The sequence below is a fragment of the Lysobacter sp. BMK333-48F3 genome (assembly GCF_019733395.1).
In the GTDB taxonomy this organism is placed as follows: domain Bacteria; phylum Pseudomonadota; class Gammaproteobacteria; order Xanthomonadales; family Xanthomonadaceae; genus Lysobacter.
Map to the genome: position 1 here is coordinate 378,140 of NZ_JAIHOO010000001.1, position 16,460 is coordinate 394,599.

General features: G+C 65.8%; 10 protein-coding genes and 1 pseudogene. 7 read left to right on the plus strand and 4 right to left on the minus strand.

The window, feature by feature from the left end; all coding sequences use genetic code 11:
• The first annotated feature begins 427 nt into the window (after window positions 1–427).
• Window positions 428–1,384, plus strand: a complete 957-nt coding sequence (cysK, locus tag K4L06_RS01420) for a cysteine synthase A (RefSeq protein WP_221669695.1) — start codon at window positions 428–430, stop codon at window positions 1,382–1,384.
• Between the two features lie 163 nt (window positions 1,385–1,547).
• Here the strand turns inward: cysK and K4L06_RS01425 are convergent, their stop codons facing one another.
• From K4L06_RS01425 to K4L06_RS01435, 3 genes are all read right to left on the minus strand, one after another.
• On the minus strand, window positions 1,548–2,186 hold the full coding sequence (locus K4L06_RS01425; RefSeq protein ID WP_221669696.1) for a hypothetical protein: 639 nt from the start codon (window positions 2,184–2,186) through the stop codon (window positions 1,548–1,550).
• A gap of 142 nt (window positions 2,187–2,328) precedes the next feature.
• Window positions 2,329–3,339: a class I fructose-bisphosphate aldolase gene (locus tag K4L06_RS01430; protein ID WP_221669697.1), complete on the minus strand. Its 1,011-nt coding sequence runs from the start codon at window positions 3,337–3,339 to the stop codon at window positions 2,329–2,331.
• A 339-nt stretch (window positions 3,340–3,678) separates the two neighbouring features.
• Entirely contained in the window at window positions 3,679–5,484 is a 1,806-nt protein-coding gene (locus K4L06_RS01435; RefSeq protein ID WP_221669698.1) for a hypothetical protein, read from the minus strand.
• A gap of 193 nt (window positions 5,485–5,677) precedes the next feature.
• On the opposite strand from K4L06_RS01435, the gene K4L06_RS01440 reads away from it, so the two are divergent.
• Entirely contained in the window at window positions 5,678–7,021 is a 1,344-nt protein-coding gene (locus K4L06_RS01440) for a hypothetical protein (protein WP_221669699.1), read from the plus strand.
• Window positions 7,022–7,111: 90 nt separating this feature from the next.
• On the opposite strand, the gene pyk is transcribed toward K4L06_RS01440, so the two are convergent.
• Complete coding sequence (gene pyk / locus K4L06_RS01445) at window positions 7,112–8,578, minus strand: pyruvate kinase (protein ID WP_221669700.1); 1,467 nt, start codon at window positions 8,576–8,578, stop codon at window positions 7,112–7,114.
• A gap of 690 nt (window positions 8,579–9,268) precedes the next feature.
• Here pyk and K4L06_RS01450 point away from each other — a divergent pair.
• The 5 genes and pseudogenes from K4L06_RS01450 to K4L06_RS01470 all read left to right on the plus strand — a co-directional run bounded on the left by K4L06_RS01450 (window position 9,269) and on the right by K4L06_RS01470 (window position 16,425).
• On the plus strand, window positions 9,269–13,963 hold the full coding sequence (locus K4L06_RS01450; RefSeq protein ID WP_221669701.1) for an RHS repeat-associated core domain-containing protein: 4,695 nt from the start codon (window positions 9,269–9,271) through the stop codon (window positions 13,961–13,963).
• A gap of 8 nt (window positions 13,964–13,971) precedes the next feature.
• Window positions 13,972–14,214, plus strand: a complete 243-nt coding sequence (locus K4L06_RS01455; RefSeq protein ID WP_221669702.1) for a hypothetical protein — start codon at window positions 13,972–13,974, stop codon at window positions 14,212–14,214.
• 345 nt (window positions 14,215–14,559) lie between these two features.
• Window positions 14,560–15,064 (plus strand): annotated as a pseudogene (locus tag K4L06_RS22465) (RHS repeat-associated core domain-containing protein); the annotation flags it as partial.
• Window positions 15,065–15,438: 374 nt separating this feature from the next.
• The gene (locus K4L06_RS01465) at window positions 15,439–15,843 is read left to right on the plus strand and encodes a DUF4288 domain-containing protein (RefSeq protein WP_221669703.1); all 405 of its coding nucleotides are present in this window, start codon (window positions 15,439–15,441) and stop codon (window positions 15,841–15,843) included.
• Between the two features lie 126 nt (window positions 15,844–15,969).
• On the plus strand, window positions 15,970–16,425 hold the full coding sequence (locus tag K4L06_RS01470; protein ID WP_221669704.1) for a hypothetical protein: 456 nt from the start codon (window positions 15,970–15,972) through the stop codon (window positions 16,423–16,425).
• The last annotated feature ends 35 nt before the right edge of the window (window positions 16,426–16,460 follow it).

Below are 16,460 nucleotides of genomic sequence, written 5' to 3' on the forward strand. Positions count from 1 at the left end.
ATCCAGTACCGGCCTTCCCCTGTGTTTCGTCCTCGCTTCCGCGCCTCGCCCTTGCCGCAGGCGGCCAGGGCGAGCGCGGAAGCGAGGACGAAACACAGGGGAAGGCCGGTACTGGATCGCATGCGGTTCTCTGAACGGGGGCCCGGAGGGGCGACGGCGCGGACCGGCGCGGCCCGATCGGGGCTGCGGCGGACGGAACGCGCGGCGGACGCGACGCGCGCGGCCAGCAAACCGCGCGAGTCTAGCGGTGGGTCATGAACGCATGCGTGGGCCATTGGTTGACCACCGTATCGGCAAAGTCGTGCCGGCCATGTGTTCGGGCCGCGACCGGTGTTGCAGTCCGGTAACCGCGGCGGCGCCGCCGCGCCGGCCGGCGAAGTTCATACTCGCAGCACTTCCCCCAAGGATTAGGTCAGGAGTCTTCGCCATGATCCACGACAGCATTCTCGACACCGTCGGCCGCACGCCGGTGGTGCGCCTGCACCGCCTCGCCCCCGACCACGTGACCCTGTACGCCAAGGTCGAGGCCTTCAACCCCGGCGGTTCGGTCAAGGACCGCCTGGCCCTGGCGATCGTGCTCGACGCCGAGGCGCGCGGCCTGCTCAAGCCCGGCGACACCGTGATCGAAGCGACCTCGGGCAACACCGGCGTGGCCCTGGCGATGGTCTGCGCCGCGCGCGGCTACAAGTTCGTGGCGACGATGAGCGAGACCTTCTCGATCGAGCGGCGCAAGCTGATGCGCGCCTACGGCGCCAAGGTGATCCTGACCCCGGCCGCCGAACGCGGCAGCGGCATGGTCCGGCGCGCCGCCGAACTGGCGCAGAAGCACGGCTGGTTCCTGGCCCGCCAGTTCGAGAACCCGGCCAACCCCGCCTACCACCGCAGCACCACCGCCGCGGAAATCCTGCAGGACTTCGCCGGCCGCCGGCTGGATCATTTCGTCAGCGGCTGGGGCACCGGCGGCACCCTCACCGGGGTCGGCGAGATGCTGCGCCTGGCCCGCCCCGAAGTGCAGATCACCGCCTGCGAGCCGGCCGGCGCGGCCCTGCTCAGCGGCAAGGAATGGCAGCCGCACAAGATCCAGGGCTGGACCCCGGACTTCGTCCCGGCGGTGCTCAACCGCAATGCCGCGCACGCGATCCTGTCGGTCGACGACGTGCTCGCCCGCGACACCGCGCGCCGGCTCGCCGCCGAGGAAGGCGTCTTCGTCGGCATCTCCGCCGGCGCCACCGCGGCGGCGGCGCTGGAAGTGGCGCGCACCGCCGAACCCGGCGCGGTGATCCTGGCGATGCTGCCGGACACCGGCGAGCGCTACCTCAGCACCTTCCTGTTCGAAGGCATCGCCGAGGGCAGCGACGACGAGTGGCTGGCGTCGCTGGGATAAGCGCGGTTATAGGCGTGGTTACAGGGACGGAGGGGGTTAAGCGCGCTTAACCCCCTGCGTCCCTGCGAGTTCGGAGTCATACCCGGATAAAGCCCTGGATGCCCGCCTGCGCGGGCGTGACCTCAGGCGGGATCGGCGGCGTCTCTTGCGGCTCGCCTGCGCCTCAGGCCAATACGTACCAGGCGCCGCCGGCCAGCAGGGCCGCGAGCGCGGCCCACACCAGCCAGCGTCCGCCGCCGTCGCCGGCGGCCACGGTGGCCTGCTGGCGTCCGCCGCCGCGGCCGATCCGCTGGCGCTCGTGCAGCAAGACCTGGCGCAGGGCCTCCATCGGCTCCAGGCCGTGGCGGTTCTGCAACAGTTCCAGTGCGCCCTCGCGGTCGCCGCGCAACAAGGCCATGGCGACATCGCCCGGCACCGCGGCCATCACCGGCGCGCGGCCGGAGACGAAGGCCTTGTCTTCTTCCGCCTCGAACGCTTCGACCTTGGACAGGGCGTCGCGCAGGCCCAGCCCCAGCGCCTCGCGCACCCGCTTCACCGCCTCCAGCCGGCGGCCGCTGCGCAACAGGCTCACCGCGTCGTCCGGCAGCCCGCCGGTGGTGCGCGGCGCCGATGCCGGTTCGGCCGCGGCCGGCGCGGCGTTCCAGCCGCCCGCCTCGATATAGGCCTCGACCGCCTCCTTGGCCTCGGCCAGGCGCATGCCCGGGTTGGCCTCCCGCACCAGCTTGATCGCCTCGATCGTGTGTCCGGCGCGCACCGCGGCGGCGGCGGCCGGCGGGATGGTCGGCATGGAGGTCTCGGTCATGGCATGGCTTCCCTGCGGCAAGACCCGCAGCTTACGGCCGGCGCCGGTCGCGCGCACCGGCGGTGCGCGGTCTGCGGCGCAAAAACGAAAACGCCGGCGCAGGGCCGGCGTTTTCGAAGCTGGATCAGCGGACGGGGTCGGCTCAGGCCGCCTTCTGCCACTGGCCCAGCGCGGCCAGGCCGTTGGCCTTGGCGCGCTCGTACACGGTCTGCTGGGCCTTGGCGACGTTGCCGGCCAGGTCCTGCGACCACAGCTTCAGCGCCGCCGACTGCATGGCGCGGCCGTAGGAGAACGACAGCGGCCACGGGTTCGGGCCCATCAGGTTCATCGCGTTGAGGTGGGCGGTGGCGTCCTCGTCGGACTGGCCGCCGGACAGGAACACGATGCCCGGCAGGGTCGCCGGCACGGTCGACTTCAGGCACTGCAGGGTGGCGGCGGCGACTTCCTCGACGCTGGCCTTGTCCGCGGCCAGGGTGCCCGGCAGGACCATCGAGGCCTTCAGGATGGTGCCTTCCAGCAGCACGCTGTGCTCGTACAGAGCGCCGAACAGCGAGCGCAGGGTGACTTCGGTGACTTCGAAGCAGGTGTCGATGTCGTGGCTGCCGTCCATGATCACTTCCGGCTCGACCATCGGCACCAGGCCCTGCTCCTGGCACAGCGCGGCGTAGCGCGCCAGGGCGTGGCTGTTGGCCTCGATGCAGGTGCCCGAGGGGATGTCGTCGCCGATGTTGATCACCGCGCGCCACTTGGCGAAGCGGGCGCCGAGCTTGTAGTACTCCTCCAGGCGCGCGCGCAGGCCGTCGAGGCCTTCGGTGACCACTTCGCCCGGGAAACCGGCCAGCGGCTGCGGGCCCTTGTCGACCTTGATGCCCGGGATCACGCCGTTGTCCATCATGATCTTGGTGAACGGCACGCCGGCCTTGGTCGACTGGCGGATGGTTTCGTCGTACAGGATCGCGCCGGAGATGTAGTCGCCGATCTTCGGCGTGGTCAGCAGCAGCTCGCGGTAGGCGCGGCGATTTTCTTCGGTGTTGTCGATGCCGACGCCGGCGAAGCGCTTGGCGATGGTGGCGTTCGACTCGTCGATCGCGATGATGCCCTTGCCCGCGGCGACCATGGCCTGGGCGGTTTCGGCAAGCTGTTCGATGCTCATGGAGATCCTGCGGGAGCGGTGGGAAGCCCGCGATTATAGCCGCTGCCGGTGAACACTGCCCTGACTGCGCCCTGTTCAATCAGGGACTTGCGACGTGCGGCGCGGGTAACCGGTTACAAAACGGGGCGGCCGTAGCGACCGACACCGATGTCATCGGGAGCATCGCACCCCGATCCAGCCCGCAGCCGAGGCATGCGGGCCGTCAACTCGACGGCCGAGGCACGCTGCTTACACAGTTGCGTCCGCCTCCGCCCGCACGCGAGCCGACGCCGGGGCGCTCCATGCCGAAATCCCGTCGGGCACCGGCGGACGGTCTGGCCGTCCGCCGGCGGTTACACCTCAGAACGGAATGCTCTCCAGCGAGTAGCACCCGGTGTACTGGCAGAACAGATTCGACGACGGCGACGGCGTGTTGTTGTCGCCCTTCAAGATGCCGTAGTGGTGCTCGGGATCGGGCGCCGTGATCAGGTCGCTGTGCACGTCGCTCATCCGGAACCAGATCAGATAGGTCAGCCACGGCATCGCCGAGGCCTCCGGCGACTGGCTCAACTCCAGGGTGTGCTGCATCCAGTCGCGCAACTGGGTCGCCGAACGCTCCTGGCACGAGCCGGCGCTGCAGGACACTGACGAATTGCCGGCCTCGGACAGGATCACCGGCACATCGCCGTCGCCGTAATTCTCCAGCACGTCGTGGATGGCGTTGTTGGTCTGCAGCCAGCTGGCCGCGGTCGCATCGCCGAAGATGTACGGATGCCAGGACACGCCGTCGAAGTAGTCGCGCGCGCTGGTGCTGGGCCGGTTGCCGGCGGCGATGTTGGCGTAGACCGCGCCTATGAAATTGGCGATCGGCGCAAGGCTGACGTCGCCGAGCGGCGACGGCGGCGGGAAGAAGGCCAGCGCCTGCGGATTGCCGGCCTTGATGCCGCGGCGCGCATGCAGCATCAGGTCCATGGTGATGTCGACCCGGTCCTGGTCGTTGAACTGGACGCGCCCATTGGCGCAAGCGCCGGGCTGCCCCGCCAGCGGCGCCGCGAACACGTTCACGCCATTGGTCTCGTTCGCGACCTGCCACAGCTTGATCTGCGGATAGGTACGGGCGATGGTAGTCCAGCTCTTTTCGTAGCGCTGCAGGAAGCTGGCATACGTCGCCGAACCCGATTCCGGACACGGCAGGATCCAGGCCCCGCCGGACCGCTCCGGCACCCCGGTCAGCCAGGCAGGAAACGAATTGTCCACCCCGACCAGGGTGATGTTGGCGTCGGCCAAGGCCTGTACCGCGCGCTGATGCAGGTGGGCATAGGGCCCCAGGGTGTTTTCGTCGGTCAGGATGTGGGTATTGAGCATCCACATCCGGAACACCCGCGGACGCAGCCCCTTGGCCAACAGCACCTGCCGGTCGACGTCAGCCTGCTGTTGCGCCGGATCGTGCGGATAACGCGAGACCGCATTCGGCACGATCGGCTCGCCCAGCCCCAGGCTGCCCTTGCCCGCCGGCTGCAGGCTCGCGTTCTGCGGCTTGCCGCAGTAGTAGAAGGTGTAGTCGATGTTGGGGCTGCCCAATGCGGTGTAGCGCGAATAGCCGCTCGGGCAGGTATGGGCGACGCCGGTGGCGGGGTTGGCGTACGGCGCGGCGCCGTCGCCGGTCATGCCGGCGAAATCCATCCGCAACCCGCCCTCGACGTGCGGCCGGTAGCAATAGAACAGGTTGTGGTCGACGTTCGGCGTGCCCAGCGCCTGGCGGCGCTGATAACCGTCCGGGCACTCGTGGGTGCGGGTGAACGGATTGACGAAGTAGTGATAGCCGCGCCACGGCAAGGCGCCGTTGTCGGCACTGTTGGCCAGGCCGATCATGCCGCCGAAGTCGTACAGCGGCGCGCGTCCGGCGAGGTGCGGGCGGGTGCACAGGTACATCGACCAGTCGACGTTGGCCGTGCCGTAGACCAGGTGGGCGTCGTAGCCGGTCGGGCAACTGGCCGCGCCGGTGGCCGGGTTGGCGTAGTACTGCACGGTGCCGCCGGCCGGGTACAGGCCGTACATGCCGCCGAAGTCGTAGGCGTCGCCGTCGGCCGCCCAGGCCGAGCCCGCCGAGGCCAACAGAGCGGCGGCCAGCGTCGACCGCACGATGGTTGCGAATTCCTTGTTCATTGCTTCCTCGATTGCATGGTGTTCGAAGCGGCGCCCGCATGCGGCTGCCGCGCGCCCCTTTTACCCCACCGCCGTCGCTGCCGGCGAGATGTGCCATCGATGGGCGCGGCAGCGGTCCGATCCGGGCTGTACAGCGCGACCGCCGCCGCCCTAAGCTCTGCGGCCGAACCAACGCCGCACAAGGACCGCGCGCATGTCTTCGAATTCTTCGTCCCGCCCCCTGCTCCGTCCGGCCCTGACCGCGCTTGCGCTGAGCGTTCTGGCCGCCGCACCCGCCGCCCAGGCCCAATCCAGCGACGCCGACCGCGAGTACCGCGATGCGGTCGCCAAATGCCAAGCCCAGCCGCAGCGCTCGACCCGCTACGTCGTGGTCGACGCGGCGCGGATGCGCTCGCTGCCGCGCGCCGACGGCGGCGCGGTGACCTCGGTGCCGATCGGCGCCGAGGTGCTGGTGCAGTGCTTGCTCGGCGACTGGGTGCGGGCGACCTCCGAACGCCCCAACCCCTCGGTCGGCTGGATCCGCGCCGATCTGCTCGGCCCGCGCGCGCCGACCGCGGCTTCGCTGGAACAGGACTACCGCCGCGCCGCCGGCGCCGAACGCCGCACCGTCGCCGAACGCGCGATCGCGCTGAGCCCGTTCTCGCGCGCCAGCCACCAGTTGCTGATCGACGCCCTGCAGGCCGACGGCGACAACGCCGCCGCGAGGGCGGCGATCGAACGCCGCGAGCGCATGACCGCGCCCAAGGTCGAGCGCCTGGCCGGCGAGCCGCGCCTGCTGTTCGGCGTCGACCACGGCTACCTCACCGCGATCGCCCGCATCGACGGCCGCGGCCGCTACGCCGAGGCCACCACCGGCGACGACACCTACCCGGTCTGGCGCGGCTTCCACTTCTACCGCCACGGCGCCGGCGACGGCCTGGTCCAGGTGATCGAACGCGGCGAAGAGGTCGGCCTGGGCCTGGAGGCCAAGGTCCGCCATCCGCCCGCGACCGAACGCGATGAGAAGTTGGCCGGGCTGGCCAGCAACGAAACCCTCGGCACCGGCGCCGCGCGGGTCGAGGCCAAGCTGTCGGCCGACGAACGCCGCGCGGTCGAGCGCGAACTGCGCGCGATGCTGACCGGCAAGCGCCTGGACCGCGCAGCGATCGACAAAGCCCTGCGCCCCTACGACGAAGAACAGCGCGCCGGCCTGCGCGTCAACGCGGTCGTACTGGCCGGCGGCCAGCGCCTGCTGGTCGCCACCGCCGACGCGGCGGTGCCGCCCAAGCGCGCCGATCAGGCCGACACCGTCCTGGATGCGGTCCTGGTGCTGGAGGCCACGGGCAAGCAGTACCGCAATGCCGGCAGCATCGGCGACGAAACCGGCGGCGACATGATCGAGACCCACTCCTTCCACGACGCCCTGGACCTGGACGGCGACGGCGAAGCCGAGCTGATCTTCCGCCTGCACCAGTACGAAGGCAGCTCGTACCAGATCTGGACCCGCCAATCCGGCCAATGGAAGCCGGTGTACGCGGGCGGCTACACCGGCGCCTGAGCCGCAAAGACCCTGTCCTGCGGCGGATACGGAAAGGCCCAGCGCGAGCTGGGCCTTTCGTTTACGCGATGAAAGCCGCGACGGGCCGGCTTACAACTCGCCCAGCCCCTCGGCGCAGCCGCCCGCGCCGACCTGCAACAGGCGCAGGGTATTGGTCGCGCCGTGCTGCTCCATGGTGTCGCCGCTGGTGAAGATCACCCGCTCTTCCTGGGCCAGCTTGCCGGTGTCGAACAGCTGCTTGACCGCGCTGCGCGCTGCATCGCGCGAGGCCAGGCCGCGACTGTCGAAATCGATCGGATACACGTCGCGCATCAGCGCCATGCGCCGGCGCGCGCCGGCGTGGCGCGAGAAGGCGTAGATCGGCGCGTTGGAGCGGAACCGCGACAGGAAGCGCACGGTGCCGCCGGACTCGGTCATGGCGACGATCGCGCGCACGCCGATGTGCTCGGTCAGGAACATCGCCGCCATCGCGATCGCCTGGTCGGCGCGTTCGAGATTGCGCGGCGCGGCCTCGAAGTCGGTGTCGTGGTCGAACTGGCGCTCGGCGCCGAGGCAAATGCGCGCCATCGCCTCCACCGCCTTGACCGGATAGCGGCCGGCGGCCGATTCCTGCGACAGCATCACCGCGTCGGTGCCGTCGATCACCGCGTTGGCGACGTCGAGCACTTCGGCGCGGGTCGGGATCGGGTTGTCGACCATCGACTGCAGCATCTGGGTGGCGGTGATCACCACCCGGTTGCGCGCCAGCGACTCGCGGATGATCTTCTTCTGCAAGCCGGGCAGCTCGGCGTCGCCGATCTCCACGCCCAGGTCGCCGCGCGCGACCATCACCACGTCGCTGGCGTCGACGATCTCGCCCAGGTTCTCGATCGCCTCGGCGCGCTCGATCTTCGACACCAGGGCGGCGTCGCAGCCGGCCTCGCGGGCGATCCGGCGCGCCTCGTGCATGTCGTCGGCGTTGCGGCAGAACGACACCGCGATGAAATCGGCGCCGAGCTCGGCGGCGATCTTGATCAGCTCCTTGTCGCGCTCGGTCAGCGCGCCCAGCGACAGGCCGCCGCCGAGCTTGTTCAGCCCCTTGCGGTCCGACAAAGCGCCGTCGTTGAGCACGGTGGTGATGATGCGCGCGCCGTCGACCGCGCCGACCCGCAGCTGCAGCAGGCCGTCGTCGAGCAGCAGCACATCGCCCGGGGCGACGTCGTTGGGCAGGCCGAGGTAGCTAACCCCGACCTCGCGCAGATTGCCCGGCGGCGCGTCGGTGCTGGCGATCAGGTCGAAACGGTCGCCGGCCTTGAGCAGCACCCGGCCTTCGGCGAAGCGCTCGATGCGGATCTTCGGCCCCGGCAGGTCGACCAGGATCCCGACCTCCACCCCCTGCCGCTGCGCCGCCTCGCGCACCGCCTGCGCCCGCGCCACCTGCCCCGACGGATCGCCGTGGGAGAAGTTCAGGCGGACGACGTCGACGCCGGCATTGAGCAGGGCGTCCAGCACGCCCGGCGGATCGGTGGCCGGGCCGAGGGTGGCGAGGATCTTGGTGCGACGCAGATTCGAGGACATAGGGGGCTCTCAGGACTTGGCCCAAAACTAGCACAGCTGGGCCGGCGGCCGGAGGCGCGAATCGGCGCTGCGCAACGGCCGCGACGATGCGGTGGCGAATGTCATGATCCGGGGCGTTGGTTTCGCCCGAAACGCTTTCTCGCAACGATCGCCGGCACGGACGTTTTTCGACGTTTTTACGCGTTCGCGCCGATGGCACATTCGTTCAAACCGATGCGGCAAAACTGCGGCTCGCAGCGCCCGCGACGCTTGCCTTTTAGCCTGCCGTCTTCGACCATGATCGCGCGGCCACGGAGCATGGCCCGCCACCGATCGATACCGTCGCCAAGGAAGGAGGACGCCGCTACTCGGTTTTCTGCGTCACTCGCTTTCCCCCTCCCCTATCAGGCTTGCGCCTCGCTCATCCCGGAGAGCGAGCGGCAGCCGTATATCTCGAACCAAGGATCAGGTATGTCGATCAGACATTTCGAGCCGCCCCGGCTCGGCCCGACAGCCCGTCGGGCAAGCAAAACACGACCCACCATCGCCCGTTACCTGCTGGCTGCTGCCTGCGCCTTGAGCGCCGGCGCCCATGCGCAGGAAAGCGGCATCAAGTGGAAGATCAGCCAGCCCATCGGGCACGCAACCGTATACGACACCCAGAACCTCGCAGCGGAAGCGATCTGGGAACTGCCGGCGCCGACGCCGGAGTTGGACGGTGCCTTTCTCTACGTCGACAAGGTCAAGGACACCAAGGTCGACGAAGACGGGAACCTGCACGTCACCTACTGGATGGGCGAAGGCCCGCCGAAGGATCCCGACTGGAAATACGGTTCCGACCTGGGCGGAGGCTTCGCGACCGAAGCCGAAGCGCTGGCGCTCTGGATTCAAATGCTCGACGACACCAGTCCGGCTTGCGCACCCTCGGCGGCGATGACGCCGACTCAGGCCTGGACTCCGGCATCCCCGGAACAAGAAGGCAAGTTTGAGCGTCGCGGCTACCTACCATCGGTGAAAACGGGCGAGAACACGCCTGAGAATCCCTGCACCGTCCAAACTCTTCAGCCGACTGAGCTGTCCCGGCAGCGACGTCTGCAATGCCCCAATCCGTTCATGGTCTGGAACGACGACAAGGGCACCTGCATTGATCCGGCCGAACTCACGGCGACCTTGGCCTCCGGGGTCAACTCCTGCGAGACGGACGGCGGCAGTTCATCGGCGGGCTTGGTCGGCAATCCCTGCGACGTCAAGACGGGCGAGAAATTCCAGATCGAAGCGGATTTCGACCTGGGCTGGATCAGCCTGACCCGCTACTACCACTCGGGCAGCTCCACCAGCACGGCCGGGTTCGGTCCTGGATGGTCGCACTCCTTCGGCACTCGCCTGGCGATCGGCGGTACGGCGATCGGCCTGCTCGATGCCGGCGGCTATCAACAGCGCTTCAAGAACACGGGGGCCGCGTATTTCGCCACCAACGACAGCGGAGACCGGATCGTCTCTTCCGGTACCGGCTGGACGCTTTACCGCAACGGCAGCGTCCTGCAGTTCGATGCCGCCGGGCGGCTCGTCTCCGAGACGGCCGAGGACGGAACGTCGCTGAGCCTGACCTACGATCCGTTCGGCCGGCTGGATCGCGTCACCCATTCGACCGGGCGTTCGATCCAATTCCATTATGTCGACACATCCAGCGACGCCCAGATCTCATCGATTTCGTCGGAAGGCACCACGCTGGTCAGCTACACCTACTACTTCGAGTACCCGGAGTTCCCTGTAGGGCTGGTTGAAACGGCGACCTATGCCGACGGGAAGCAGCGCAAGTATCACTATGAGGACACCCGCTTCACCCGCCATTTGACTGGGGTGACCGACGAGAGCAATACGCGCTTCAGCACCTTTGCCTACGACGCCAAGGGCCGGGTCACCTCCAGCGTCCATGTCGGCGACAACGATGGCGTGACTCTGGCCTACTCTCCGCAGGGCGGCGGTACGGTCACGGATGCGCTCGGCGCTCAGGAAAGCTTCGGCCTTACGGCGGTTGCAGGCGCTCTTCCACGCAAGATTTCCGGCCTGACCGACAGCCGTGGCCCGGTGTCCCAGACCTTCTACGACGCCGCCAGCGACTTCCGCCGCCGCCTGGACACCGTCATCGACCGCAACGGCACCCAGACCAAGCACAGCTACGCCGAAGCCAACGACCCGGTCACCGGCCAGCCGGCGCGCACGCATACGGTCAAGGAAGCCGTCGGCCTGGCCCAGGAGCGCACCAGCCTCGAACGCCGCGACATCGCCGGCAACCGCACCGTGCTGACCCAGCTCGGCAACCGCGAGACCCGGATCGTCCGCAACGCCCGCCTGCAGCCGGTCACGGTCACCGTGCGCGACACCACCACCAACCAGACCCGCACCACCACCTACGCCTACTGCGAAGCCGCCGACGTCGCCGCCGCCAACAGCACCTGCCCGACCCTGGGCCTGCTGAAGTCGGTCGACGGCCCGCGCAGCGACGTCAGCGACTTAGTGACCTACCAGTACTACGGCAGCGACGACAGCACCTGCGCCACCCAGCCGGCGCTGTGCACCTACCGCAAGGGCGACCTGCGCAAGACCGTCGACGCCCTTGGCCGCGCCACCGAGATCCTCGGCTACGACCCGCAGGGCCGGCCGCTGTCAATCCTCGATGCCAACAACGTGGTCACCGACTACGAGTACCACCCGCGCGGCTGGCTGGCCGCGACCAAGTTGCGCGGCGCCGACAACGCCGTCGAAACCGACGACCGCATCACCCGTATGGAGTACTGGCCGACCGGCCTGCTGCGCCGGGTCACCCCGCCGGGCGGCGCCTACGTCACCTACAACTACGACGCCGCCCAGCGCCTGACCTCGGTGACCGACAAGGCCGGCAACAAGCTCCAGTACACCCTGGACAAGGCCGGCAACCGCAAGCAGGAGGACACTCAGACCCCGACCGGCACGGTCCGCCAGACCCTGTCGCGGGTGTTCGACTCGCTGGGCCAGCTGCACCAGGCCAAGGACGCCGCCGCCCACGCCACCACCTTCAGCTACGACGCCGACGGCAACCCGGACCTGACCACCGACGCCCTGGGCCGGATCAGCGACCAGAACCACGACCCGCTCAACCGGCTCAGCCGACTGCTGCAGGACGTCAACGGCCTGGCGGTCGAGACCCAACTGGCCTACAACGCCTTCGACCAGGTCACCCAGGTCACCGACCCCAAGGGCCTGAACACGGTCTACGCCTACAACGGCTTCGGCGACCGCACCCAACTGAGCAGCCCGAACACCGGCATCACCGATTACAGCTACAACCCCGCCGGCCAGTTGGCGACCAAGAAGGACGCCAACGACGCCATCGCCCACAGCTACACCTACGACGCCCTGGGCCGGCCGAAGACGATCTCCTACGGTTCGGGCAGCAACGACGTCGAATACGACTACGACACGGTCAACGCGGTCTGCGCCGCGGACGAGACCTTCGCCCTGGGCCGCGTCACCGCGCTGCGCACCGAAGGCACCGAGCTGAAGTACTGCTACGACCGCTACGGCCAGCTGGTGCGTAAGGTCCAGGTGGTCGACAGCAAGTCCTTCGTCCTGCGCTACGCCTACACGACCTCCGGCCAGGTGCGCACCATCACCTACCCGGACAACGCCATCGTCGACTACGTCCGCAACACCCTGGACCAGGTCACCGAAGTGGGCGTCAAGCCGGCCGGCGGCGTGCGCACGGTGCTGCTCAACGGCGTCGCCTACGAGCCCTTCGGCCCGGCCACCGGCTGGACCTACGGCAACGGCCGCAGCCTGGCCCGCAGCTACGACCTCGACTACCGCGCCAAGACGATTCATGACAACGCCGCCGGCGGCCTGTCGCTGGGCTACGGCTACAACGAAGTCGGCGAGCTGACCGAGCTCAAGGACGGCCTGCAGAGCGCGGTGCTGGCTAAATACGACTACGACAACCTGGGCCGGCTCAAGATCACCCGCGACGGCCCCAGCAACACCCCGATCGAAACCTACGGCTACGACGCCACCGGCAACCGCACCAGCCTGCTGCATGGCGGCACCACGACCACCTACACCTACCCGACGACCAGCCACCGCCTGAGCAACGTCGGCGGCGTCGCCCGCGGCTACAACGCCGTCGGCAACACCACCAGCATCGGCGGCACGGCCAAGGAGTTCGTCTACAACGGCAACGACCGCATGAGCCAGGTCAAGCTGGCCGGCGTGGTCAACCGCAGCTACCGCTACAACGCCAAGGGCGAACGCGTGGCGGCGAGCAACGGCGCCAGCGGCCCGGTCGCCATCTACACCCTGTACGACGAAGCCGGCCACTGGCTCGGCGACTACGACGCCAACGGCGCCACGAAACAGCAGGCCGTCTGGCTGGGCGAGTCCCCGGTCGGCGTCCTGGCCGGCGCCGGCACCGCGCAGAAACTGCACTACGTCCAACCCGACCACCTGGGCACCCCGCGCACGGTGATCGACGCCACCCGCAACGTCGCCATCTGGTCCTGGAACGCCAAGGGCGAAGCCTTCGGCAACGACACCCCCAACCAAGACCCCGACCAGGACGGCTCCGCGTTCGTGTTCGACCTGCGGTTTCCGGGGCAGCGGTATGACGCTAACACTGGGCTGCTCTACAACTACTTCCGGGATTACGATGCGGCTAGCGGAAGGTATGTGCAGAGTGATCCGATTGGATTCAACGGCGGGATATCAACATACGCTTATGTCGAATCTGATCCATTGACTGGAATCGACTCCAACGGACTGCAAACGATACGATCGGGAGGCGGTCCTCGGACCTGGGGTAACGGTGGAAGTGTGACCTATGTTTACACTCCTCTAGCCACTCAGGCCCGATCAACGATTAACCAAATACAAGCTCTCAACCCAACTTTCAGGTTTCAATCGATCGGTCCGAGAGGAGGTAGTGCTAATCAGCAGGATGTAAATTCACTCAATCAAACCCTGTACCTAACAAGGGCTGCTCATCAATCACTCTGGCCGAATAGCTGCCCTACACGCAGCAGGCAAAATAGCGACCGGCTCAATGACGAGATTACGAGGCGCCTAACGGGGCAGAATTATGACGTCAACGCCATGGCTCAAGCTGCTGCGGCCCCTGATCGAAGTGGATTAACGCGAGCTGGGCGCGCGCTCGACAAACATGGTGCTGGCCAGCGTAGTGACACCTCTCCATTTCCTGCTGTGAGAGGTGGCCCCGCCGCGAAAAATGCAGCAGGACAGTTTCAGGTAGAAGATATTCTTACACACCCCAACTCTGTATTTACCCCATTAGGGCGAGGAGGAGTAAGTGTACGGGCGCCAGATGGCAGAGAGATAAGATTTGACGCCAATGGACGATTCTCTGGGTTTATAGAATAGACACAAATATGAATAATTCATCAGAATTTCAAATAGCCCCATTCAGCGACCTGGATTACGAGGGGATGACCGTGGAGATTCGCTACAAAGGAATTCCCATCGCTGAGCTCAATAAAGACAAGGGGCTGGATGCATGCGAGCTCGTTATTCCGTCCAGGTTCTCGCCTGTTGACGCTACTTTCGAACTTCCTCTTGACGCCTTCTTGGAGACACTAAATTCGGCGAAATTGTTAATCGCCGAGCTTGGCTAGCCCCCGAGAATAGTTAACAGAGAGAAAGGCCTCAGCTTGCCAGGCCTTTCTTTTTGGCAGTTTCGTGCCAAATATAAACAAAATTAGAGAGGCGTGCTGCAAGGCAAATAGTTATCATTATTTTCTGGTCAGTCCACCTACGCCCTGACTGCCCCACTGGCTAACGGCGCCAATTGCCACCTGAGACTACGGTGCCGCACAGCACCCGACCGCGTTTACCATCAGGGTGAACCCTCGCCAAGACGAAAACTGGGAAAACCGGGTCAGAGCACCTTTCCATTTAGCCTGTCGGAAAGTCGCTCTGACTCGGTTCTTCCGCTGACCCGGTTCCTCCAGATCACCTGCGACGGCCCCAGCAACACACCGATCGAAACCTCCGGCTACGACAAGACCGGGAACCGTACCAGCGTCTTGCAAGGCAGCAAGACGACTAACTACACCTACCCGGCCACCAGCCACCGCCTGAGCAACGTCGGCGGCGTCGCCCGCGGCTACAACGCGGTCGGCAACACCACCAGCATCGGCGGCACCGCCAAGGAGTACCCCGCGCACGGTGATCGACGCCACCCGCAACGTCGCCATCTGGAGTTGGAACGCCAAGGGCGAAGCCTTCGGCAACGACACCCCCAACCAGGACCCCGACCAGGACGGCACTGCGTTCGTGTTCGACCTGCGCTTCCCGGGGCAGCGGTATGACGCGGCTACGGGGCTGAATTACAACTACTTCCGGGATTACGATGCGGGGAGTGGGCGGTATGTGCAGAGTGATCCAATTGGCTTATCAGGGGGAATCGGAACTTTTCTTTACGTCGATAATTCACCCTCAGCCAGCCTCGATCCTTTTGGACTCAGCAAGGGCGAAAAAAGAAATCTAAGCGTCGGAAGCCTTAACAAAAAATCCAGTGCCAAAGAGGTTGAAGCCGCACTCAAAGACGCAAAGAAAAACGGCGCAAGCAAGTCTCACATAAACAACCTCAGAGGGCTCCTAAAAGTAATCAAGCGTGGCGGCACAATGGCTGAGGGAGCCCTCCCTCTTTGGCTCCTTGAAAATCTCTGGAAAGAGCAGTGCGAGGCAGGCGATTACAACGCATGCTCGTTCTACTGCCAGTTCAACGAATGCACCATCGAACAGCCTCCCGTAGCAACGATTCAAAATATTAGAATGCCCTTCATGAGCAACTCCCCCATGGGGCCCGACCAGAACGAACAAGAAGGTATTTGCGAATGAGAAGAAGATATGCCGCAAAGTTACTTTTCCAGTTCAGATACTCGAACGAAGATAGCAGCTATTCCCTGCGCACAGTCGAGGAACGAATCATCCTGATCGAGTCAAAGAGCGCAAAATCGGCTCTTTCCGAAGCCCGCAGACTGGGAAAATCCGAGCAATTCTCGAACCATGAAAATCCAGATGCAAGCTATCATTTTGAATTTATCGGCATAATGGACCTTTTGCACTTAGGCATTGAGACCGACGCCAATCAAGTCTGGTATGACATTCGCCGCATGAAGAATCCAATGGAGCGCAAGGACGACATCTTGCCAAATGAAAGCGATTTGAATGCAATCAGAGAGGAAGCCGCGCCAGTCAGAACGAAAAACATAAAGAAAACTAATCGACAGCGTCGATAGGTTGCCGACAACATTGGGCTTCCAGTATCTAATGGAGTACCGGGTCAGAGCAATTTTCCGTCTAGACATGCCGGAAACCTCTCTGACCCGACCCTTTCCAACTGCATATCCAGCAACGAATCGGCAATGAACGTCCATCTGATTGTCGACGCCGCCAACATTGACGCCCGCGCATCGCGACCAGCACTAGGCTGCATCTACATATCAATGGACGGAACGGACTTTCCAAGCTCGGACTGGAGCGACTTCGTTGTAGTGGTTCTAAGGTGGTGGCTAAGAGCCGTTTACAACTTGACCGTCGGAGGCCGTAAGCGGGAGATCGTGAATTTCATGGACGGTCCGTACAGCGTGGAGATCGAGAAGGAAGCCGACGGCATCCTCCGATTCAGGGCTTTGACCGGGGATGGCCGGCGAAACGTGTTCGCTGAAGCGGAAGCGGATGCTGCGTCTTTCGCTGGCGATTTGCTGAAGCGGGCCAAGGCTGTCCTCGCCGCGTGCAGGGAAAGCGGCTGGACATCTCCCGACCTCGACGAGTTGCAGAACTCTGCGGACGCACTGGAACGCGCGTTTGCCACGCAATGACTCTCAAGCCTCGGCGGACGCGCAACTTTACCGAA